Genomic DNA, 21031 nt, shown 5'->3' with positions numbered 1-21031 from the left:
TCTCCTCATCGACAGCCTGTCCCCCCGCAGCGCGCCCGTCGCCATCGCCGTCGAACAGGTCGGCAAATCCGTGCAGGGCCCGGAGGGTGAAGTCCACATACTGGACAACATCACCCTGACCGTCCATGAAGGCACCAGCGTGGCCATCGTCGGCGCGTCCGGTTCCGGCAAGACCACCCTGCTCGGCCTGCTGGCCGGGCTTGACCTGCCCAGCCGCGGCAGCATCGCGCTGGCCGGCCAGGATCTGGCGGCGCTGGACGAGGAAGCCCGCGCCCAGCTGCGCGCACGCGAGGTCGGCTTCGTGTTCCAGAGCTTCCACCTGCTGCCGGCGCTGACCGCCGCCGAGAACGTCGCGTTGCCGCTGGAGCTGGCCGGGCGCGAGGACCGCGCACGCGTCGACGAGGTACTGGCGCAGGTCGGCCTGGGCCATCGTGCCCGCCACTACCCACGCCAGTTGTCGGGCGGCGAGCAGCAGCGCGTGGCGCTGGCACGTGCCTTCGTCACCCGCCCGCGCATCCTGTTCGCCGACGAACCGACCGGTTCGCTGGACCACGCCACCGGCCAGCACATCAGCGACCTGCTGTTCGAACTCAACGCCGGCAGCGGCACCACCCTGGTGCTGGTCACTCACGACCTGCGCCTGGCCCAGCGTTGCCAGTACATCCACCGCATCGACGACGGCCGCCTGCTGCCGGTCGAGCGTGGGGCGCAGGCATGAACCTGCTGCGGCACGCGTGGCGCGCGCTGCGCCGCGAGGCGCTGGCCGGCGACCTGCTGACAGTGTTCGCCGCGCTGGTGCTGGGCGTGGCGGTGATGACCGCGGTCGGCACGCTGGTGAACCGGGTCAACCTGGCACTGACCGGCAGCGCAGCGGAAATGCTTGGCGGCGACCTCGGCATCGCCGGGCGCGATGACCCGCCGCAGGCGTTCGCCGACGAGGCGCAGCGACGCGGTCTGGCGCATACCCGCATCGCCAGCTTCGGCAGCGTGCTGTTCAACGGTGATGCCAGCCAGATGGCCAGCATCAAAGCGGTGCAGGCGGGCTATCCGCTGCGTGGCACGCTGCGGGTGCGAGCCACGCCCGGGGGCGCCCTGATCGACAACGCCGGCATGCCGGCCAAGGGCCAGGCCTATGCCGACCCACGCCTGCTGCAGGGGCTGGGACTGAAGGCCGGTGACGACCTTGAATTCGGCGCTGGCACGCTGCGCATCGCCGGCATCATCGAGGCCGAGCCGGATACCGGCGGCGACCTGCTTACGCTTTCCCCCACCCTGCTGGTCAACCGCGCCGATGTGGAAGGCACCGGCCTGCTCGGTCCGGGCAGCCGCATCAACTACCGGCTGATGTTCGCCGGGCCGGCCGACCAGGTTGCTGCGCTGCGCCAGTGGCTACTGCCGCAGATCAAGGGCCTGCGCCTGCTGAGCGTGGACGACACCCAGCGTGGCGTACGCCAGGCCTTCGACCTGGCCGGGCGCTTCCTCGGCCTGAGCGCGCTGCTGGCGGTGCTGTTGGCCGGCGTGGCCACGGCACTGGCGGCCAACCGCTTCGCCCTGCGCCGCATCGACCAGGTGGCGATCCTGCGCTGCCTGGGTGCGCGCCAGCGCGACATCCTGTCCGGCCTGGCACTGCAGCTGCTGATGCTGGCGGTGCCGGCCTGTGCACTCGGCATTGCCCTCGGCATGGCTGCGCAGGAAGGCCTGGTGCAGGTGCTGGGCAGCCTGGTGCCGCAGCGCCTGCCGTTGCCGGAAGCGATGCCCGCGCTGACCGGCGCCGGCATCGGGCTGTTGCTGCTGTTCGGCTTCGGCCTGCCGCCGCTGCTGCGCCTGCGCGGGGTGCCGCCGATGCGGGTGCTCAACCGTTCCTTCGCCGCCCTGCCGCCGGCTTCGCTGCTGGCCTACGTGGCGGCGTTGGCGGCCAGTCTGCTGCTGGCGGTGCAGGTCACCGGTGATCTCAAGCTGGCGTTGTGGGTGCTGGGCGGCCTGGCCGCGCTGGCGGTGGCGGCCGGCGTGGTCGGCTTCGTGCTGCTGCAGCTGCTGCGCGGCCTGCAGCACCGTCTGCATGGCAACTGGCGACTGGGCCTGGCGGCGCTGACCCGGCGCCGGATGCTGGCGGTGATGCAGCTGGTGGGGCTGTCGCTGTCGCTGTGCGCGCTGTTGCTGCTGGCGGTGACCGGTCCCGGCCTGCTGCAGCAGTGGCGCGAGCGACTGCCCGCGGATACGCCGAACTACTTCCTGATCAACATCCAGCCCGAGCAGCGCGACAACGTGCTGGCCGCGCTGCGTGGACTGGGCGCCAACGACGCCAGCATCGAACCGATGGCCACCGGCCGCCTGATCGCGATCAACGGCAAGCCGCCGCTGCGCGTGGACCGCTCGCCGGAACAGAGCGGGCAGCCGGCGTCCGGCGAAGGCCAGCGCGATGACGATGACGAAAACCGGCCGTTGAACTTCAGCTGGCGCAGCAGCTTCCCGCCAGCCAACACGCTGGTCAACGGTACGTTCTGGAAGGCAGACAGCACCGCCGCCGAAGCCTCGGTCGAAATCGGCTGGGCCAAGCGCTACGGCGTGTATCCGGGCGACCGCATCACCATTGCGGTGGGCGAGCAGGAGCGCGAGTTCACTGTCACCAGCGTGCGCAAGGCGGACTGGAACACCTTCCGTCCGAACTTCTTCGTGCTGCTGAACCCGAACGCGGTGGGCGATACGCCACACAACCTGCTGTCGGCATTCCATCTACCGGCCGGCAAGGCCGCCGGACTGGGCGAGCTGGTACGCGCGCAGCCGAACCTGTCGCTGCTGGACGTGGACGCGGTGATCTCGCAGGTGCGCGATGTGATGGAACGGGTGGCGCAGGCGGTGCAGCTGGTGATGGTGTTCAGCCTGCTCGCCGGCGTGCTGGTGCTGCTGGCCGCACTGCAGGCCACGGCGGGCGAGCGGCGCTACGACAGCGCAGTGCTGCGCACGCTGGGCGCGACCCGGCGCCAGCTGCGTGGCGCGGTACTGGTGGAATTCGGTGCGCTGGGCACGCTGGCCGCGTTGCTGGCGGTGGGCGCGGCCGCTGCGATCGGTGTGGCGGTCTCGCAGAAGGTGTTCGAGCTGCCGTTGCTGCCGCCGTGGCCGGGCCTGCTGATCGGCGGCGTGGTCGGCATCGGCTTGAGCCTGCTGGCAGGCTGGTGGGGCACGCGCGCGATCCTGCATACGCCACCGGCACTGGCCCTGCGCGAAGCCTGACGCGATCGTGACACGCTCGGGTGGGGCGCTATGCTGCGCGCCCCACCCGATCAGATCGTCCGGAAGCGGAACCTCGTTCACCGCGCTCCCGATGTTCAAGGAATGAAAATGAAATACGGCGTCTGTCTGCGCATCCTTCTCGCCAGTTCCCCGCTGCTCACCGCGGTGCTACCCGCAGGCGCCCGCGCGGCGGAGGGCTATGTTCCTGACGCGGTGCAGGCTTTCGTGCTGGAAACGGTGCTGGCCGATGAAGCGCAAGCCTTCCACGAGGGCCACCCGACCTATCTGGTTCCGGCCAGCGTGTCACGCACGCGCAGCGATGCCGACGTGGTGGCCGACCTGCGTACTGAGTTCGACCGGTTCTACCGGGGCCAACCGAAACCGAGAAAGGAAGTGGCGCACATGGCGATCCTCGTCGCACAGACCGCGCTGCTGCTGCCGGACCGGAGCGCCTGCAGCACGGATCGAGTGCGTTGCCACCAAGCTGTCATGGGCGTCCGCACCCGCGATGACGAGGCCAGCCTGCAGGCCACCCTGCGTGCCTTCCAGGACGCCGGGCTGGACCTGACCACCTTGGGCGAGAAGGCGTCTTGAGTGCATCGCATCCACTCATGGCGTGGATGCGGTGTGCGATCACCGATGGAGAGCGTGCCGAGCAAGCTCGGCACCTACCAGGAGCGGATATCCGGCACAGCACATCCACACCACGCGTGGATGCTGCCGTGGAGTCGAGCATGGCTCGACTTACTGGGCCTTTTCCACGTACTTGGCGAACACGTCGTCGATCTGCTTGTCCTTCACCTTCTTGCCGGCCTGGATCTCTTCGGCCTGGGTGAACATCGGGATGATCATCGCCATGCCGTCGATCTTGGTCTTCAGGTGCACGCCCGGCGCCTGGCCGAGGAAGCCATCCCAGCGCTGGCGCACCTTGGCCCAGTAACCGGCAGTGGCCTTCCAGTAGTTGCGCGCCGGGGTGAAATCGACCTCGGTGGTCTTCACGTAGTCGTTGAAGCCGAACTCGCGTGCGATCTCCACCTGGCTGCCGTCGGCGTTGCGCTGCACCTTGGTGTTGAACTGCTCGTGGGTCCAGCCGTTCGGGGTCAGCGTGTGGCGGTTGATCACGGCCAGTGCGTTGTAGTCGCTGCGCTTGGTGTACTCACGGCGCGGCAGCGGACGCCAGCTCAGGTCGCTGCTCCAGCTCGGCACGTTGTTGGTGTAGGTCCACGTGCCGGTGCCGCAGTAGCGCGGTGCGTCGCTCACTTCGTACACGCACTGGGTCCAGGCGCCCTGGTTCACCGCCGCCGGAATGCTGCGCACCTTCCAGGTCTGGTCGGCACTGAACTCGAAACGGTTCGGCGCTTCGTAGACCCAGTCCTGGCGCCAGTGTTTGGTGATGTGGCCGCTCTTCTCGTCCAGCAGCAGGTGCTGCAGCACGATGCGCTTCGGGGTGTCTTCGACCACGATGACCACTTCGTTGCCGCCACTGCGCATCGCCGGTGCGCGCTCGTAGCCCGGCTTCAGCAGCACGGTCTCGTCAAAGGCGAAGTCCACGGTGTACTCACCCTGCATGGCAAGGATGCTGTCGTGGTCACGGGCGATATCGGAGGGCTGCGCGCTGGCCACGCCGCTGGCGGCGAGCAGCAGCATGACGCTGGCTGTCTGGAGCTTCATCGGGGTCTTCCTTCGGGGTTGCAGATGCGTTGAGAGGCCGTCCGTGGCCGACAGGCGTTCCATCAGGAGTGGGTCACAGGCGGATCAGCGGCAGGTCGCCGGGAATCCGTGGCGCCGGACGCCGCGCGGCATCGGCACAGCAGCAATCGTCGATTGCCAGCTCGCCTTCGGCACCTTCCAGCCGTGCAATGCGGCGCGCGGTGGCTGCGCCCAGCGAGGACAGGGTCGACAGGCTGGCGGCCAGGGTGCGGCCATCGTCGGCGGCATGCAGGCGCAGCGCGCACAGGCGCCAGCGCTGCCCCCCCAGATGGCCGGCCAGGCGCCGCCACAGGCGTTCGCCGACGCTGGCATCGCTGTCGTGTTCCGGGCCCGGCGGCAGCGCGGCGACCAGCCGGTCCCAGGCCAGGAAGTCGCTGTCCGGCAGCAGGTACAGGCGCCACACGCAGCGGCCGCGGCCATCGAGGAAGCACAGGCTTTCGCGCAGGCCTTCGCTGTCCACGCCCTGGCAGGCATGCACGCGTACGGCCTGGCGCCAGCCGCCCAGCTCGTTGCCGTCGGCGTGGTACAGGCACAGCACGGTGCCGAGCGTGGCCAGCTGTGCCGGGGTCGGCCAGGCCGCGCTGTACGGAGCGGCGATGGAGTCATTCCTGCGTGCGGACAGTGCTCGGCTCATGAGGTCACCAGGAAACGGCAAGGCTGGCGGAGAAGGTGCGGCCCGGGCTGCTGAAACGATCGCTCAGTGCGCGATTGGTGATCAGGCTCGGGGTGATGGACGACCATTCGATGTAGCGCTTGTCGGCCAGGTTGAACACGCCGACATTGAAGGTCGCACCCGGTGCGAAGTTCCAGTGCGCCATCAGGTCCAGCACGCCGTAGCCGGCCGGCTGGTAGACGAACGACGCCGGTGCGTTCGGATTGGTCTGCGCCGCCGGCGGCGGCAGGCGCTTCTTGCGCTGCACGAAGGTGCCGGCCAGTTCGACGCCCCAGGTATCGGTGTCGTACATCAGGCCCAGCGTGCCACGCAACGGATCGACCGAGGCCAGCGGTTCGTCATCGGTCCGGTTGTCACCACGCGACCAGGCCAACGCACTGCGCAGCGCCCAGCCCTTCAGCGCCGGACTGAGTTCACCGAACTCGATACCGGCCTTCATTTCCGCACCATAGATGCGCGCGTCGGCGATGTTCTGCGACTGGAACACGGTCAATCCCTGTGCGTTCCTGCCGGTATCGACGTTGGATTGGATGAAATCCTTGTAATCGTTGTAGTAGCCACTGACGCTGACGTACGCAGCCGGTGCGATGAAGCGCAGGCCCAGCTCGTAGCCGTCACTGGTTTCCGGCTTCAGGTCCGGGTTGGCGATGGCGGTGTATCCGAAGGCGACGTTGGTCAGGCCGATGTTGACGTCGTTGTACGGCGGCGACCGGAAGCCGCGCGCATAGCCGGCGAACAGCGACCATTCGTCGGTGAAGCGCCAGACCATGCCCAGCTTCGGCGACACGCTGGTCTTCTTCAGCTGCGCTACGGCGGTAGTCGGATTGTCTTCGGCGAAGATGCTGTCCACTTCCGGCTTCAGCTCGTAACGGTCCACGCGTACGCCCGGCACCAGCGACAGCTTGCCGTCGGCCAGGCGCATTTCATCCTGCGCGTACAGGCCCAACTCGGTGGTCTTGCTGATCGGGAAGTCACGCACCGGGAAGGTGTCGGGGGTAACGGTGTTGCTGACCACACCGGCACGGTTGACCTGATAGCCGTCGCGCTTCTGGCGGATCTCGGTGCGCGTGCCCTCGAAGCCGTAGGTCAACGCATGTTCGACCGCACCGGTGCTGAAGGCCTTGTTGAACTGCGCCTGCAGGCCATAGGCATGCTGGTCGAAGGAAAACACGCGGTGGCGACGACTGCCGTCGGTGCGGGTCTCGTCGGTCTGCTGCCGGGTTTCGCTGTTCTGCGCATACACCTGCCAATGCAGGCTGTCGGCGAACGGCTGGTCCAGCGCATCCATTTCGTGGGCAAAGGACACGCGGTTGCGCTTCTGGGTGTCGTGGGACTTCATGCCAGTGGCCGCAGCCATCGCGCCGGGGCGCGGTGCAACGCTGGCAATCGCCGACAACACATTGGTATCGGTGGTGTCTTCGTTGCCTTCCACGGTCAGGCGGAAGCGCTGGTCTTCGCTCGGTGCGTAGACCAGCTTGCTGAGCAGGCTGCGGCCGTCGCGGTCCTGCGGATTGGACGCCGTACGGGTGTCGTTGTCGCTGCGTACCGTGCCCTTGTTGTCCGTTTCCTGGCCCTGGTGGTGGTTGACGTTGACCAGACCGCTCCAGTGCTCGCCACCGAAAGCAGCGGTGGCACCGCCAAGCAGGCCCTTCCACTCGCCGTCGTAGCCGAACTTCAGGCCGAAGTAGCTGTTCTTGCCGTCCTTGAGGTAGTCGGCCGGGTCCTTGGTGACGAACGCGACCACGCCGCCCAATGCGTCGGAGCCGTACAGCGAACTGGCCGGGCCGCGCACGATCTCCACGCGCTTGAGCGTATCGAGATCGGTGAAGTTGCGGTTGGAACTGGCGAACGAACCGATATCGAACCGGGTCGGCATGACGATACCGTCGGTCTGGATGCGCACGCGGTTGCCATCCAGGCCACGGATGCGGAAACCATCCAGGCCGAAGCGGGTGGCGCTGCGGGTGACCGACAGGCCCGGCTCGTAGCGCACCAGATCCTTGATGTCCTGTACCAGGTGCCGGTCCATCTGCTCGCGGTCAATGACGTCGACGGTGGCCGCGACGTCGCTCACGGCCCGTTCGGTGCGGGTGGCGGTGACCTGCACCCGGTCGAATTCGCGCGCATCGGGCGCGGCGGCAGCAGCAGCGTGGGCGGACAGCGGCAAGGCCATCCAGACGGCGAGACACAGGGCGGTATGGCGGGTCATCGGGTTCATTCGGTCAGGCAAGGGAACCCCCGGTTACCGGCACACCCGGAAGGTGCACGCGGTAGACCGAGGGGGAGAGAGCGGGAGCGGACGGGTCGCCCACCCTGTCGGCGCTGCCGGCAGGAGCGAGGGAGGCGGGCGACCAGGCCGCGATTACTTGGTCAGGATCAGCTTGTCGTTGCTGGTGTGACGCAGGCGATAGAAGCGGTCGCCGTGCTGGATCAGGATTTCACGACGGCCCTTGAGCAGGGCTTCGCTGTCGATGACCTCTTCCGGCGGAACGACGCGGACCGGACGATCGCGGAGGGTCAGCGTTTCGGGGCGCAGCAGTACAGGTTGAGCATTCATGAGCATCTGGACTCGTGCGAGGGACGAGTTAAATGATAATGATTCTCAGTTGACAATCAACAACCATTCTCAATTTCATTGATGAGATTAATGATCGAATTCTGAAATTCGATAGATTTCATCAATTGAAAGATGGGGCGGGCGGCTTTTGTAGAGTCGAGCCTTGCTCGACTGCCCTTCGATCCCGGCCAGGTGAAACCCGCACTGCGCGCGGAGTCGAGCGTGGCTCGACTCTACAGAGGGCTGTCAGGCAAAGACGGCTTCGACCTGGGCCCAGCCGGTGGCATCGACCTGCTCCAGCACGTCCAGTGCCTGCAGGTTCTGCAGCAGCTGGCTGACCCGGCTGGCGCCGAGGATCACGCTGGAGACGTTCGGGTTGCGCAGGCACCAGGCAATCGCCAGCGTCGCCGGGGCGTGACCGAGCGAGCGCGCGACCTCGCTGAAACGGCGCACCTGGGCCAGCCGTGCCTCGGCGTCTGCACCCAGCACCAGGTCCTGCAGCCATTCCATGCCCTCGCGGCCCAACCGTGCATCGGCCGGGATGCCCTGGTCGTACTTGCCGCTCAACAGGCCTGACGCCAACGGCGAGAAGATGGTGGTGCCCAGGCCGGCGCCGGCATACAGCGGCGCGTACTCGACCTCGACCCGCTCGCGGTGCAGCAGGTTGTACTGCGGCTGCTCCATCGACGGGCCCTGCAGGTTGTGCGCTTCGGCGATGTCCAGCGCCTGCTGGATCTGCGCCGCCGACCACTCCGAGGTACCCCAGTAGAGGATCTTGCCTTGCCGCACCAGGGTGTCCATGGCGTGCACGGTCTCGGCGATCGGTGCGTCCGGATCCGGGCGGTGGCAGTAATAAAGGTCGAGGTAATCCACCCGCAGGCGCTTGAGCGCGGCGTGGCAGGCGTCGGTCACGTGCTTGCGTGACAACCCACGCTGGGTCGGCCGAGGGTCTTTGGCGCTGCCGAAAAACACCTTGCTGGACACGCAGAAGCCATCGCGCGGCAGGCGCAGGTCGGTGATCACATCGCCCATCACCTGTTCGGCGCGGCCGTTGGCGTAGCCCTCCGCATTATCGAAGAAGTTGACGCCATGATCCCAGGCGGCGGCCACCAGGTTGCGGGCCTCGTCGCGCGGGATCTGGTCGCCGAAGGTCACCCAGGCACCGAAGGACAGGGCGGAAATCGGCAGGCCGGTGGAGCCCAGGCGACGGTATTGCATGCGAATCTCCTGCTGCGGGCCCGCATCCGGGCCGGGATCGAACCGCCATTCTACCTGCCCCTGCCGGCTGCAACCCCTTGCCGTTGCTGGCCTGATCGGTACCGATGGCCGCGCGCACGCTGCTTTTCCTTGCCCCGGCCCCTGCCCTGCACTAGGCTTCCCGTTTTTCGCGACGCCCCAGGGGAGTCACTCACATGGTCGAAGGTTTGGGCAGGATCGGCTTCGGCCTGTTCGGGTTGGCGGTGCTGATCGGCATCACCTGGTTGTTTTCCAACAACAAGCGCGCGGTTGACTGGAAGCTGGTTGCCACCGGTATCACCCTGCAGATCGCGTTCGCGGCGCTGGTGATCCTGGTGCCGGGCGGCCGCGACGTGTTCGATGCGCTGGGCCACGGCTTCGTGAAGGTGCTGAGTTTCGTCAACGAAGGTTCGAAGTTCATCTTCGGCTCGTTGATGGACGTCAAGAACTACGGCTTCATCTTCGCCTTCCAGGTGCTGCCGACCATCATCTTCTTCTCGGCGCTGATGGGGGTGATGTACCACCTCAACGTCATGCAGGGCATCGTGCGCGTGATGGCCTGGTCGATCACCAAGGTGATGCGCGTGTCCGGTGCGGAAACCACCAGCGTCTGCGCCAGCGTCTTCATCGGCCAGACCGAGGCGCCGCTGACGGTGCGCCCGTACATCGCCAAGATGACCCAGTCCGAGCTGCTGACCATGATGATCGGCGGCATGGCCCACATCGCAGGCGGCGTGCTGGCGGCCTACGTGGGCATGCTCGGCGGCGGCGACCCGGTACAGCAGGCGTTCTACGCCAAGCACCTGCTGGCGGCGAGCATCATGGCCGCGCCGGCCACGCTGGTCGTGGCCAAGCTGCTGATTCCGGAAACCGGTACCCCGCTCACCCGCGGCACGGTGAAGATGGAAGTGGAGAAGACCTCCAGCAACATCATCGATGCCGCAGCCGCTGGCGCCGGTGACGGCCTGAAGCTGGCGCTGAACATCGGCGCGATGCTGCTGGCCTTCATCGCACTGATCGCGCTGCTGAACGCCCCGCTGACCTGGATCGGTGAAGTGACCGGACTGGCCGCGCAGATCGGCAAGCCGACCAACCTGTCGACCATCTTCGGCTACGTGCTGGCCCCGATCGCCTGGGTGATCGGCACGCCGTGGGCCGACGCCACCACCGTTGGTTCGCTGATCGGCCAGAAGGTCGTGATCAACGAATTCGTCGCCTATACAGAGCTGTCGCAGATCGTGAACGGCCAGGTGGCGGGCGTGAGCCTGTCCGACGAAGGTCGCCTGATCGCCACCTACGCGCTGTGCGGCTTTGCCAACTTCAGCTCGATCGCGATCCAGATCGGCGGCATCGGCGGCCTGGCCCCGGAACGTCGCCACGATCTGGCCAAGTTCGGCCTGCGCGCGGTGCTGGGCGGTACCATTGCCACCTTCATGACGGCGACCATCGCCGGCGTGCTGACGCACTTCAGTTGAACCCTTGGTTGAGAAAAGATTCCCTATGAGCAGCAGTGTCGTTGTCGTCGGTTCCTTCAATGTCGATCACGTGTGGCGGTGCGAGTCGCTGCCGGCACCGGGTGCGACCATTGCCGGCCGCTACAGCACCGGCCCCGGTGGCAAGGGCTTCAACCAGGCCGTGGCGGCCTGCCGCGCCGGTGCCGACACGCACTTCGTGTGCGCGTTGGGCGATGACGCCGGTGGCGCCACCGCCCGCGAGCTGGCCGCACAGGATGGCTTCGGGCTGATCGCCGAAGCCAGCAGCGAACCGACTGGCACCGCTGGTATCTACGTGGATGCCCGTGGCCGCAACACCATCGTGATCGGCCCGGGTGCCAACGCCGCACTGAGCACCGACTTCCTGCAACAGCAGCACGCGCTGCTGGCCGGCGCCAAGGTGGTGCTGGTGCAGCTGGAATCGCCGGTACAGACCATCGAAGCAGCGCTGGCCACGGCCCGCGAAGCCGGCGTCACCACGGTGCTCAACACCGCACCGGCCGACGCTCCCTCGACCATCGGCCTGCTCAAGCTGGCCGATGTGATCACCCCGAACGAGACCGAGTTCGCCGCCCTGCTCGGCCGCCATGTCGGTGAGCGCGTGGATGCCAACGACGTCGCCGCGCTGGATGGCGCCAGCCTGCATGCGCTGTGCCGCAAGCTGGTCGGCAACGGTACGGTGGTGGTGACCCTGGGTTCGGTGGGCGTGTTCGTGTCGCATGCCGACGAGAACCTGCGCGGCGATACCCAGCCGTACTACCGCGTGGGTGCCGAACAGGTGCAGGCGATCGACACCACCGGTGCCGGTGACGCCTTCAATGGCGCGCTGGCCGCGTCGCTGGCGCAGGTGGCCGATGCCCCGTTCGCCCGCCACGTGCGCTTCGCCAACCAGTTCGCCGGTCGCTCGACCGAGAAGGAAGGCGCTGCTGCGGCGATGCCGCGCTTCACCCCGGCTGATTCCGAAGCAAAGTAGATCCACGCCATGCGTGGATGAACGAGCCCGGGCATGCAGATGCCCGGGCTTTTTCATGGTTCCTCCGCACGTCGCAGCAGCAGCCCGGCTGCGATTGCCAGCAGCGCCACCGCAGCGGCCACCACGCCCAGCGAATCCAGGCCCCAACGTTCGATGGCACCGCCACCGAGCAGCGCGCCCAGGCCGATACCAGCATTGGCCGCCGACACATTCAAGGTGCCGGCCAGCGCCTGCGCCTGCGGCGCCGCGCGCATCACCCGCACCTGGCACAGCGGGAACAGCGCGGTATGCGCAACACCCCACAACGCCAGTGCGATGACCACCAACCCTCCCTGCCCGGCCAGCCAGACGCTGGCCAGCACGCCGAGCGCCAGCACCGTGCAGAACGCCAGCGTCGCGCCCAGCGGTGCACGATCCACCCAACGCCCGCCCAGTGCATTGCCAAACAACCCGACCGCACCGAAACCCATCAGCCACCAGCCCACCTGCGCGGCGGGAACCTGCAACAGGCGTTCGAGCACGTCGGCCAGATAGGTGTAGGCGGCGAACATGGCAGTGAACACCAGCACCGACAGCAGCACGTTGCCCAGCAGCCACGGCTGCCGCAGCACACGCGCCTGTTCGCCCAGCGCGCGCCGTGGCTCTGCAGCGGTGCCCGGCATCCACAGTGCGAGTGCGCCCGCCATCAGCAGTGACAGCGCCGACAGCAGCCAGAAGCTGCCGCGCCAACCGATGGCCTCGGCGGCCAGCGTACCCAGCGGGATGCCGAACAGCATCGCGGCGGTGATGCCCAGATAGACCCGTGCCACCGCACGCCCGCCCTGCCCCGCCGGCGCCAGCTGCGCAGCAGTCTCGCTGGCCGTGCCCCAGAACACCGGCAGCGCCAACGCGGGCAACACCCGCGCCAGGGCCAGCAACCACGGCAGCGTGGCCACCGCCGCGAGCGCGTTGGAGGCCGCAAACAGCAGCAGGATGGCCACGAACAGGCGACGCCGGTCGAGATGCGCCAGCAGTGCGGTCAGTGGTGGTCCGGCCAGCATCACGGTGAACGCGAACAGGGTGACCAGCTGCCCGGCGCGTGCGATGCCCAGGCCGAGATCGCGCGCCAGCGCCGGCAGCAAGCCGACGATCAGGAATTCGGTGGTGACGATGACGAACGCGGAGACCGCCAACAGTGCAACGGACACGCGGGCACGGGCAGCACGGTGACCGGTGGCAACGGAACAATCGAGGGAAGACATTCAGGACCGCCAGGGACAAGGGCCGCCCAGCCTATTTCCTCCCATTGTTCCGATTGCTGCTATGTTTTCCATCCATTCCGGACAGAAATTCGCCCATGCTTCCCAACGAGCGGCTGCGCGGCATCGAGGCCTTCGTCGCCACCGCCGAAGCCGGCAGCTTCACCGCCGCCGCCGAGCGCCTGCACCTGACCAGTTCGGCAGTCGGCAAGACCGTTGCCCGACTGGAAGCGCGCCTGGGGGCACGGTTGTTCGAACGCAGCACTCGCCGCCTGCGCCTGACCGAGGCCGGTGAAGGCTTTTACCGCACGTGCGTGCGCGTGCTTGGCGAACTGGCCGATGCCGAATCGGTGCTGGCCGCGCATGCCGATGCCCCGGTGGGCCGCCTGCGGGTGGACGCTCCGGCCACCTTCGGGCGATTGAAAGTGTGGCCGCTGCTGCTGCAGCTGGCCGCCGAGTTTCCCCGGCTGCGACCACAAGTGACCTTCAGCGACCGCTTCATCGATCTGGCCGAGGACGGCGTCGATCTGGCCGTGCGCATCGGTGGCCCGGAGCCGTTGCCGGCCACCCTCGGCAGCCGCCTGCTCGGCCACGAATGCCTGCGCTTCTGTGCATCGCCGGCCTACCTGCAGCGGCACGGCCTGCCGACTTCCGGAGCGGAGCTGGCCGACCACGATGGCGTGCTGTTCGGCCGTGCCGACGGCAGTATCGGCCCGTGGCAGGTGGCCGATGGCGGGCAGCGCAGTGCACCGCTGCAGGCCCGCGCACGGCTGGTGGTCGGCAGTGCCGAAGCACAGGTGGCGGCCGTCGAGGCGGGCTTCGGTATTGCCCAGCTGGCCACCTGGCTGGTCGATGACGCGCTGGCGCGCGGCAGCCTGGTGTCGATCCTGCCGGCGCTGGACTGCCGTGGCCTGCCGTTGCGGCTGTTGTGGCCGCAGGGCCGGCAACGGCTGCCGCGCGTGGATGTGGCATTGGACCGTCTCGGCGCCGGATTGCGGATCGACCCTCCGCACTGATCCCTGCTGCGACCGCCCGTCGCATTGCCGGCACCGCGGCCCTCGCCCACCATCCGCGCAGCTTCCTTGCACGGGCAGGACATGGACGGATTCCCCTGGCTGCTGGTCGCAGCCGCTGGCAGTGCCATCGCAGCGCTGCTGCACATCGGCTGCATCGCCTTCGGCGCGGCCTGGTACCAGCGTTTCGGTGCTGGCTCGCGCGTGGTGCGGCTGGCCCAGGCCGGGCATTGGTGGCCGCCGCTGATGACCGCAGGCATCACTGCCGTGCTGGTGATCTGGACGCTGTACGCGCTGGCAGCCGCCGGCTGGCATTCGCCGCTGCCGGGCAGCCGCCAGATCCTGTCGGGCATCGCCCTGCTGTTGCTGCTGCGCGCGGGGATGGGCTTCGGGCTGGCACTGATCCGGCCGGGTTACAACGGCGCGCGATTCTGGGTGACCAGTTCACTGGCCTGCCTGGGACTGGGCCTGGCCTTCGCGCTGGGCACCCGCCAGGCCTGGCAGGCCTTGGGCTAGGCCCCGCCCAGCCGCCTACCATCGCCTGCCCCTGGGGGCGGCGGAAGCAACCGTCAAGCATCTGCTGATGCCCGTGCGGCATGAGAACGGTCCGGATAGGCCTGAACCCGGCCGTGCCGGGCACGTTCGAGTGGGTGCCTGCGCCCTACAATGGGCGCATGCAGATCGGCCCGTACTCCATTGCTCCCAACGTCGTGCTGGCGCCCATGGCCGGCGTCACCGACAAGCCCTTCCGCCTGCTGTGCAAACGGCTGGGTGCGGGCCTGGCCGCCTCGGAAATGACCATCAGCGACCCGCGCTTCTGGAACACGCGCAAGTCGATCCACCGCATGGACCACGACGGCGAACCGGCCCCGATCAGCGTGCAGATCGCCGGCACCGAGCCGCAGCAGCTGGCCGAGGCGGCACGCTACAACGTCGACCACGGCGCGCAGATCATCGACATCAACATGGGCTGCCCGGCCAAGAAGGTGTGCAATGCGTGGGCGGGGTCGGCGCTGATGCGCGACGAGCAGCTGGTGGCGCGCATCCTTGAAGCCGTGGTCAACGCGGTGGACGTACCGGTCACCCTGAAGATCCGCACCGGCTGGGACTGCGACCATCGCAACGGCCCGCTGATCGCGCGCATTGCCGAGGACAGCGGCATTGCTGCGCTGGCCGTGCACGGGCGCACCCGCGACCAGCACTACACAGGCCAGGCCGAGTACGCCACCATTGGCGAGATCAAGGCCGCGCTGCGCATCCCGGTCATCGCCAATGGCGATATCGATTCGCCGCAGAAGGCTGCCTTCGTGTTGAAGCAGACCGGCGTGGATGCAGTGATGATCGGCCGCTCGGCGCAGGGCCGGCCGTGGATCTTCCGCGAGGTGGCGCATTACCTGGCCACCGGCGAGGAACTGCCGCCGCCGTCGCTGGCCGAAGTACGCGACATCCTGCTCGGCCATCTGCACGCGCTACACGCGTTCTACGGCGAACCGCAGGGCGTGCGCATCGCGCGCAAGCACCTGGGTTGGTACGCCAAGGACCGGCCGGAAAACGCGGCGTTCCGTGCTGTGGTCAACCGTGCCGAGGATCCGGCCAGCCAGATCGCACTGACCACCGATTACTTCGACAGCCTGATCGCCGGGGAACCGGCGTTGTCTTCTGCTGCCTGAGCGAACCGCTACACCGTAGGGTCGAGCTTGCTTGATTCCTCAAACCGTAGAGTCGAGCTTGCTCGACTGAATTTCCAGAGCAGTCGAGCAAGCTCGACGCTACAAGAGCCCATCATGACCCCGCCGATCTCTTCCCCGACCTACCTGCACGGATTCTCCGGCACCGAGCAGCAGCGCCTGATGACCCAGGCTCGGCTGCTGGAATCGAGCATCTTCGGCCAGATCGACTACAGCGGCGCCCGCCGTCTGCTGGAAGTCGGCAGCGGTGTCGGTGCACAGACCGAGATCCTGCTGCGCCGCTTCCCCGAGCTGCACGTGACCGGCGTGGACCTGAGCGAGACCCAACTGCAGACCGCGCGCGAGAACCTGGCGCGCACGCCGTGGTGCAGCGACCGTTACACCCTGCAGCAGGCCGATGCCGGCGAACTGCCGTTCGAGGCCCGCAGCTTTGATTCGGCGTTCCTGTGCTGGGTGCTGGAACACGTGCCGTCACCGGCGCGCGTGCTGAGCGAAGTGCGACGGGTGCTGGCCCCGGGTTCGCCGGTGTACATCACCGAGGTGATGAACGCCTCGTTCCTGCTCGACCCTTACTCGCCGCACATCTGGCGCTACTGGATGGCCTTCAACGACTTCCAGTACGACCACGGCGGCGACCCGTTCGTCGGCGCCAAGCTGGGCAACCTGCTGCTGGCCGGCGGCTTCCGCGATGTGCATACCGAGATCAAGACCATCCACCTGGACAACCGCGAGCCGGCACGCCGCAAGACCATGATCGCGTTCTGGGAGCAGCTGTTGTTGTCGGCGGCCGACCCGCTGCTGCAGGCCGGCAGCGTGGACGAGGAGACAGTGGAGGGCATGCGCCGCGAGTTCCGCCTGGTGCAGAACGACCCGAACGCGGTGTTCTTCTACTCGTTCGTGCAGGGCCGCGCGACGGTGTATTGAACCGACGCTGCACGGCCGATTGATGCAGTAGTGCCACGCCTTGCGTGGCTGCAGCCGCCGATGTCCCCGCCATCCACGCATGGCGGGGACCTTCTGATGCGAAGCCGCACTCGTGCAAGGCCGCGCCAGCGGTGTACTGAAGCGGGCCTCGTCCCACCAGCAGCTGCGGCGGCAACCCGTTAGAATCCGCCAATCCCGGCCGAGAAAGGCGCGTGCCAGGATCCCCCTCTGCTGCCCTCGGGCATCGGTGCGCGGGCACATCGCGCATGGATGGACCCGACCTTCGAGAACGAGATGAGTGACAGCGCCCCAACGCCTTTGCCTGCCCATGACGCAAGCCTGCTGGGTGGGCTTCGGTCCAGCCAGGCACGCCTGTTCGCCGGGATCGTCGCGCTGTTGTGCATCCTCTATGTCGCGTTCGCACTGACACCATCTTCCTATGCGCTGGCCTACGAGTATCTGGGCCTGGCGCCGCAGCAACCGCTGCTCGGCACTGCGCGCTACATCCGCACCGACGAATGGATGGTGTTCACGCCTTACATCCAGATCGCCGTCGGCAACGATTTCGGCCAGGTCAACGCGCACTCGGCGTACCACGAGTCGCTGCGCACCTTCCAGGCGCTGCCACTTCTGGACTGGGGCCTGCTGTTCAAGCCCTACCATTGGGCATTCTTCCTGCTACCTGCCGCGAACGCCTATTCGTTCTTTTTCATGTTCATGGCCATGGCCTTCCTGTGCGGATGGGCCTTGTTCCTGCGCCAATTGCGGTTGCCGGCACTGGCCGCGATGCTGGTGTCAGTCACGCTGTTCTTCGCTCCTTTCGTACAGGTCTGGTGGACCAGCAACGCCGGTGCCTTTGCGCTGGCGCCCTGGGCTGCGGTGGCGTGGCTGCGCATCGGCCATCGTGGCTTGCGTATCGCGGCCAGTGCCTATGCACTGGCGGCATGGCTGGTTGCGGTGTCCTACCCGCCGTTCATCATTTCCTCGCTGCTGGCCATGGCGGTTCTGGTGCTGGCCTTCCGCCGCGACGCCATCACGCTGCGGCGGCTGTTCGACGCCGCAGTTGCCGGTGCGATCGCGTTGGCCGTATTCGTCGGCTACTTCCACGACATCATCCCGATCGTGCGCAACACGGTGTATCCGGGCCAGCGGCAAAGTGCCGGTGGTGGTGTCGGACTGACGACCCTGCTGGCGCATCTCTTTCCGAACCTGATGACCTACCGGTTCGCACCGTTGCCACTGTTCAAGGCATCCAACGATTGCGAAATCGCGGTCCTGGGCAGCCTGCTGCCATTGTTCACCGTGGTACTGGCCGATGGTGCGCGGCTCCGCGCATGGGCGGGAAGCCATCGCAGCACGCTGTTGATCCTGGCAGCAGGCCTGCTGTTGATCGCCTGCTGGATCTTCCTGCCCATTCCCGCCGTGGTCGGCAAGCTGACGGGCCTGTCGATGGTGCCGCCCGCCCGCGCACTGCTCGCCTTCGGCCTGTTGCTCAACATCGGCTGCGCCATGATCCTGGTGCGATGCGGGGTTCGCCTCGAGCGCTGGCGCCTGCTGCTGCTGGCCGCGCTGCTGGTGGCAGGCAGCCTGGCCAAGTTCCTGTTCGGCGAGGGTCAGCTCAGCCGCCTGCACAGCACCGCCGATGCACTGCCGTACCTGTGCCTGGCCGCGCTCGCCATTGCGGCAAAGCGCCCGAGGCTTTCGGTGCATGCAGCCAGCCTGGTGCTGGCCACTGCCGCACTGGCCAACCTGCTGGGCAACGGCCTGTTCAATCCGGTGCAACCCGCCGGTCCGATCTTCGCGATGGACCGCACTGCCGTCCTGCAATCGCTGCAGGCGCGAGGCGCGCGCAACAACACCGAAGGCGTACTGGTCGCCCCGGGGGGCTTCGGGGCGCTTCTGCCCGGCGCCGGGATCGCAGCCGTGAACCACGTGCTGTACCTGCCACAGCTGGATTACTTCGGCCGGTACTTCCCGGCGATGCAGGACGAAGCGTTCAATTTCACCTTCAACCGCTACCACCACATCACCGTGGCCGCCGACAGCGATATGCCGCGCGTGCTGCAGGGTGATCTGGTGGAAGTGCCGGCCAACATCCTGCTTGCGGCCCCGGCCTGCGCCACGCCCGGAACCCGGGATTGCCGCGCAGGGGCGCAACCGTGAGTCCGACGATGGGTACAGCGCAACCTGCTACGCCAACCCCGCGGATCGCCGTGGTGATCCCCTGCTACAGGGTGACCCGCCACGTGCTGGCGGTGCTGGCCGCAATCGACCCAACGGTGACGGCAATCTACTGCGTGGATGATGCCTGCCCTGATGGCAGCGGCCGGCTCATCCAGGCCGAAGCCAGCGACCCGCGCGTCACCGTGCTGTTCCATGAGCACAATCGCGGCGTCGGCGGCGCCATCAAGACCGGCTACCGCGCGGCCATTGCCGATGGCATGGACATCCTGGTCAAGGTCGATGGCGACGGACAGATGGATCCGGCACTACTCATGGATTTCGTCACCCCCATCGCGGAAGGCCACGCGGACTACACCAAGGGCAATCGTTTCTGGAATCTGACCCACATCCGTCGCATGCCGCCCGTGCGACGCCTGGGCAACCTGCTGCTGTCCTTCATGACCAAGGCATCGTCCGGATACTGGCAGGTATTCGATCCGACCAATGGCTACACCGCCATCCATGCCAGGGTCGCCAGCCACCTCAAGCTCGATGCTGTCAGCGACCGCTACTTCTTCGAGACGGACATGCTGTTCCGCCTGAACACCGTACGCGCGGTTGTCCAGGACGTGGCCATGGATGCCCACTACGGCGACGAGACCAGCAATCTCCGCATTGGCCGCATCCTCGGCGAATTCACCTTCAAGCACATGCGCAACACGCTCAAGCGCATTGCCTACAACTATTTCCTGCGCGATCTCAGCATCGCGTCGCTGGAGCTGGTCGCCGGCAGCAGCCTGCTCACCTTCGGTGGGCTGTTCGGCCTGTATCACTGGATTCGCTCGGCGCAGGCCGATGTCGCCACACCGGTAGGCACGATCATGATCACCATGGTCGCGTTGATCTCGGGCCTGCAGTTCCTGCTCGCATTCGTCGGCTTCGATATCGCCAATGTCCCGCGCCAGGTATTGAACCGATCGATCAAACTCAACCGCGCACCGCAGTAAAGCCACGCCATGCGTGGCTGCCGCCGCCAATACCCCACCTTCCACGCGTGGCGTGGCTCTACTCGGCGGCACCGGCTGAAGGTACTGCGGGCGCATGCCAGATGCGCTGCCACATCGCCGCCAGCCGGCGCCCGGCATCGGCACGCGCGGCCGGGCTGCTGTAGTCCACCCGCGGCTGCTCGGGCGTGATCGCCCGCCACTGCCCATCCACCTGCTCGGCCACGGCGAAGTTGAAGGTGTAGTCCGGCTCCAGGCCCATGCGTAGATCACTCAGCACCAGCCGGCCGTCGACCACCTGCGCACGCATGAAACCGCGGTTGAACCACTGCAGCTGCTGAACGGCCGGAATGCCCTCCGCTTCGCGCAATGCCTGCACGTTGGAGGGATGGCCTTCGAACTGCATCGGTCCATGGTCGGCCACCAGCGAACGGTCGCCCACCACGTAGCCATTCGGGGTCATCGCCACCACCCGCCACAGCAGCGTGTTGAACGGCATCGGCACCGAGAACCGCGGCGCATCGCCCAGCCCCATCGCAGCCAGGCTCTGCTGCGCGGCACGGTCGACCTGCGCCTTGGCGATCAGGCCCCAGCCCAGGTAGCCGCTGCTGAGCAGCAGTGCCACGCCCAGCACCTTGCCCGCCCAGGGACGGGCGCGGCCAAACCAGGCCAGCACGCAGCCCAGCAGCAGCCACACCGTGTAGCCGGGATCGATGATGAAGACGCTGGAACCCATGGTCGGGTGTGGCCGCAACGGCCACCACAGCTGAGTGCCGTAGACGGTGAACGCATCCAGCATGGGATGGGTGACCAGCGCCAGCTGGATCGCCCAGAACCAGCGCACAGGTGACTGGGCGACGCGGCCATTGCCGAAGCGCTTGAACAACCACCAGATCAGTGCCGCCACCCAGGGCAGCACCAGCAGCGAGTGGCTGAAGCTGCGGTGTTCGATCATGTTCGCCACCGGATCGGCAGCAGTGAAGCCCAGCCACAGGGCATCGAGATCCGGCAGGGTGCCGAGCGCGGCACCAGCCAGCAGGGCCGCGCGGCGATGGCCGGGCGGAGCGATGACAGCGGCGACGGCGCCACCGAGCACGATCTGGGTAAGGGAATCCATGGACCGATGCT

Annotated in this window: 18 protein-coding genes; 11 read left to right on the top strand and 7 right to left on the bottom strand. The window is 67.2% G+C overall.

Annotated features, from left to right (window positions below):
* Nucleotides 1–70 precede the first annotated feature (70 nt).
* The 3 genes from SMAL_RS03310 to SMAL_RS03300 all read left to right on the top strand — a co-directional run bounded on the left by SMAL_RS03310 (nucleotide 71) and on the right by SMAL_RS03300 (nucleotide 3825).
* Nucleotides 71–718 carry an ABC transporter ATP-binding protein gene (locus tag SMAL_RS03310; RefSeq protein WP_012510087.1) on the top strand — a complete coding sequence of 216 codons (648 nt, stop codon included), beginning with the start codon at nucleotides 71–73 and terminating at the stop codon, nucleotides 716–718.
* A complete protein-coding gene (locus SMAL_RS03305) occupies nucleotides 715–3231 on the top strand; it encodes an ABC transporter permease (RefSeq protein WP_012510086.1) in 2517 nt (838 codons plus the stop codon). The genes SMAL_RS03310 and SMAL_RS03305 overlap by 4 nt, the downstream gene beginning before the upstream one ends.
* A gap of 108 nt (nucleotides 3232–3339) precedes the next feature.
* The gene (locus SMAL_RS03300) at nucleotides 3340–3825 is read left to right on the top strand and encodes a hypothetical protein (RefSeq protein ID WP_141650935.1); all 486 of its coding nucleotides are present in this window, start codon (nucleotides 3340–3342) and stop codon (nucleotides 3823–3825) included.
* Between the two features lie 150 nt (nucleotides 3826–3975).
* On the opposite strand, the gene SMAL_RS03295 is transcribed toward SMAL_RS03300, so the two are convergent.
* The 5 genes from SMAL_RS03295 to SMAL_RS03275 all read right to left on the bottom strand — a co-directional run bounded on the left by SMAL_RS03295 (nucleotide 3976) and on the right by SMAL_RS03275 (nucleotide 9389).
* Entirely contained in the window at nucleotides 3976–4902 is a 927-nt protein-coding gene (locus SMAL_RS03295) for a DUF6607 family protein (RefSeq protein ID WP_012510084.1), read from the bottom strand.
* A gap of 73 nt (nucleotides 4903–4975) precedes the next feature.
* Nucleotides 4976–5575, bottom strand: coding sequence for a ChuX/HutX family heme-like substrate-binding protein (locus tag SMAL_RS03290; RefSeq protein ID WP_012510083.1), 600 nt, complete (start codon nucleotides 5573–5575; stop codon nucleotides 4976–4978).
* Between the two features lie 4 nt (nucleotides 5576–5579).
* Nucleotides 5580–7823, bottom strand: coding sequence for a TonB-dependent hemoglobin/transferrin/lactoferrin family receptor (locus SMAL_RS03285; protein ID WP_428999158.1), 2244 nt, complete (start codon nucleotides 7821–7823; stop codon nucleotides 5580–5582).
* Between the two features lie 153 nt (nucleotides 7824–7976).
* Nucleotides 7977–8171, bottom strand: coding sequence for a hemin uptake protein HemP (hemP, locus tag SMAL_RS03280; protein ID WP_005412278.1), 195 nt, complete (start codon nucleotides 8169–8171; stop codon nucleotides 7977–7979).
* Nucleotides 8172–8417: 246 nt separating this feature from the next.
* On the bottom strand, nucleotides 8418–9389 hold the full coding sequence (locus SMAL_RS03275) for an aldo/keto reductase (RefSeq protein WP_012510081.1): 972 nt from the start codon (nucleotides 9387–9389) through the stop codon (nucleotides 8418–8420).
* A gap of 194 nt (nucleotides 9390–9583) precedes the next feature.
* On the opposite strand from SMAL_RS03275, the gene SMAL_RS03270 reads away from it, so the two are divergent.
* Entirely contained in the window at nucleotides 9584–10882 is a 1299-nt protein-coding gene (locus SMAL_RS03270) for a NupC/NupG family nucleoside CNT transporter (RefSeq protein WP_004144334.1), read from the top strand.
* 25 nt (nucleotides 10883–10907) lie between these two features.
* The gene (locus tag SMAL_RS03265) at nucleotides 10908–11873 is read left to right on the top strand and encodes a ribokinase (RefSeq protein ID WP_012510080.1); all 966 of its coding nucleotides are present in this window, start codon (nucleotides 10908–10910) and stop codon (nucleotides 11871–11873) included.
* A 53-nt stretch (nucleotides 11874–11926) separates the two neighbouring features.
* Here the strand turns inward: SMAL_RS03265 and SMAL_RS03260 are convergent, their stop codons facing one another.
* Nucleotides 11927–13114: an MFS transporter gene (locus SMAL_RS03260; RefSeq protein ID WP_012510079.1), complete on the bottom strand. Its 1188-nt coding sequence runs from the start codon at nucleotides 13112–13114 to the stop codon at nucleotides 11927–11929.
* Nucleotides 13115–13209: 95 nt separating this feature from the next.
* On the opposite strand from SMAL_RS03260, the gene SMAL_RS03255 reads away from it, so the two are divergent.
* From SMAL_RS03255 to SMAL_RS03230, 6 genes are all read left to right on the top strand, one after another.
* Entirely contained in the window at nucleotides 13210–14127 is a 918-nt protein-coding gene (locus SMAL_RS03255) for a LysR family transcriptional regulator (protein WP_012510078.1), read from the top strand.
* A gap of 81 nt (nucleotides 14128–14208) precedes the next feature.
* Nucleotides 14209–14640 (top strand): hypothetical protein, encoded by a 432-nt coding sequence (locus SMAL_RS03250; protein WP_012510077.1) that lies wholly within the window; start codon nucleotides 14209–14211, stop codon nucleotides 14638–14640.
* Nucleotides 14641–14798: 158 nt separating this feature from the next.
* On the top strand, nucleotides 14799–15794 hold the full coding sequence (gene dusB, locus SMAL_RS03245; protein WP_004144283.1) for a tRNA dihydrouridine synthase DusB: 996 nt from the start codon (nucleotides 14799–14801) through the stop codon (nucleotides 15792–15794).
* A 114-nt stretch (nucleotides 15795–15908) separates the two neighbouring features.
* The gene (locus SMAL_RS03240) at nucleotides 15909–16736 is read left to right on the top strand and encodes a class I SAM-dependent methyltransferase (RefSeq protein ID WP_012510076.1); all 828 of its coding nucleotides are present in this window, start codon (nucleotides 15909–15911) and stop codon (nucleotides 16734–16736) included.
* Nucleotides 16737–17030: 294 nt separating this feature from the next.
* Nucleotides 17031–18899, top strand: a complete 1869-nt coding sequence (locus SMAL_RS03235) for a DUF7657 domain-containing protein (RefSeq protein ID WP_229298178.1) — start codon at nucleotides 17031–17033, stop codon at nucleotides 18897–18899.
* An 8-nt stretch (nucleotides 18900–18907) separates the two neighbouring features.
* Complete coding sequence (locus tag SMAL_RS03230) at nucleotides 18908–19906, top strand: glycosyltransferase family 2 protein (protein ID WP_012510074.1); 999 nt, start codon at nucleotides 18908–18910, stop codon at nucleotides 19904–19906.
* A 58-nt stretch (nucleotides 19907–19964) separates the two neighbouring features.
* Here SMAL_RS03230 and SMAL_RS03225 read toward each other — a convergent pair whose 3' ends face one another.
* Nucleotides 19965–21020 (bottom strand): metal-dependent hydrolase, encoded by a 1056-nt coding sequence (locus tag SMAL_RS03225; protein WP_012510073.1) that lies wholly within the window; start codon nucleotides 21018–21020, stop codon nucleotides 19965–19967.
* Nucleotides 21021–21031 lie beyond the last annotated feature (11 nt).

This window comes from Stenotrophomonas maltophilia R551-3, assembly GCF_000020665.1.
In the GTDB taxonomy this organism is placed as follows: domain Bacteria; phylum Pseudomonadota; class Gammaproteobacteria; order Xanthomonadales; family Xanthomonadaceae; genus Stenotrophomonas; species Stenotrophomonas maltophilia_L.
This window is presented reverse-complemented; position numbering and strand designations above follow the sequence as displayed.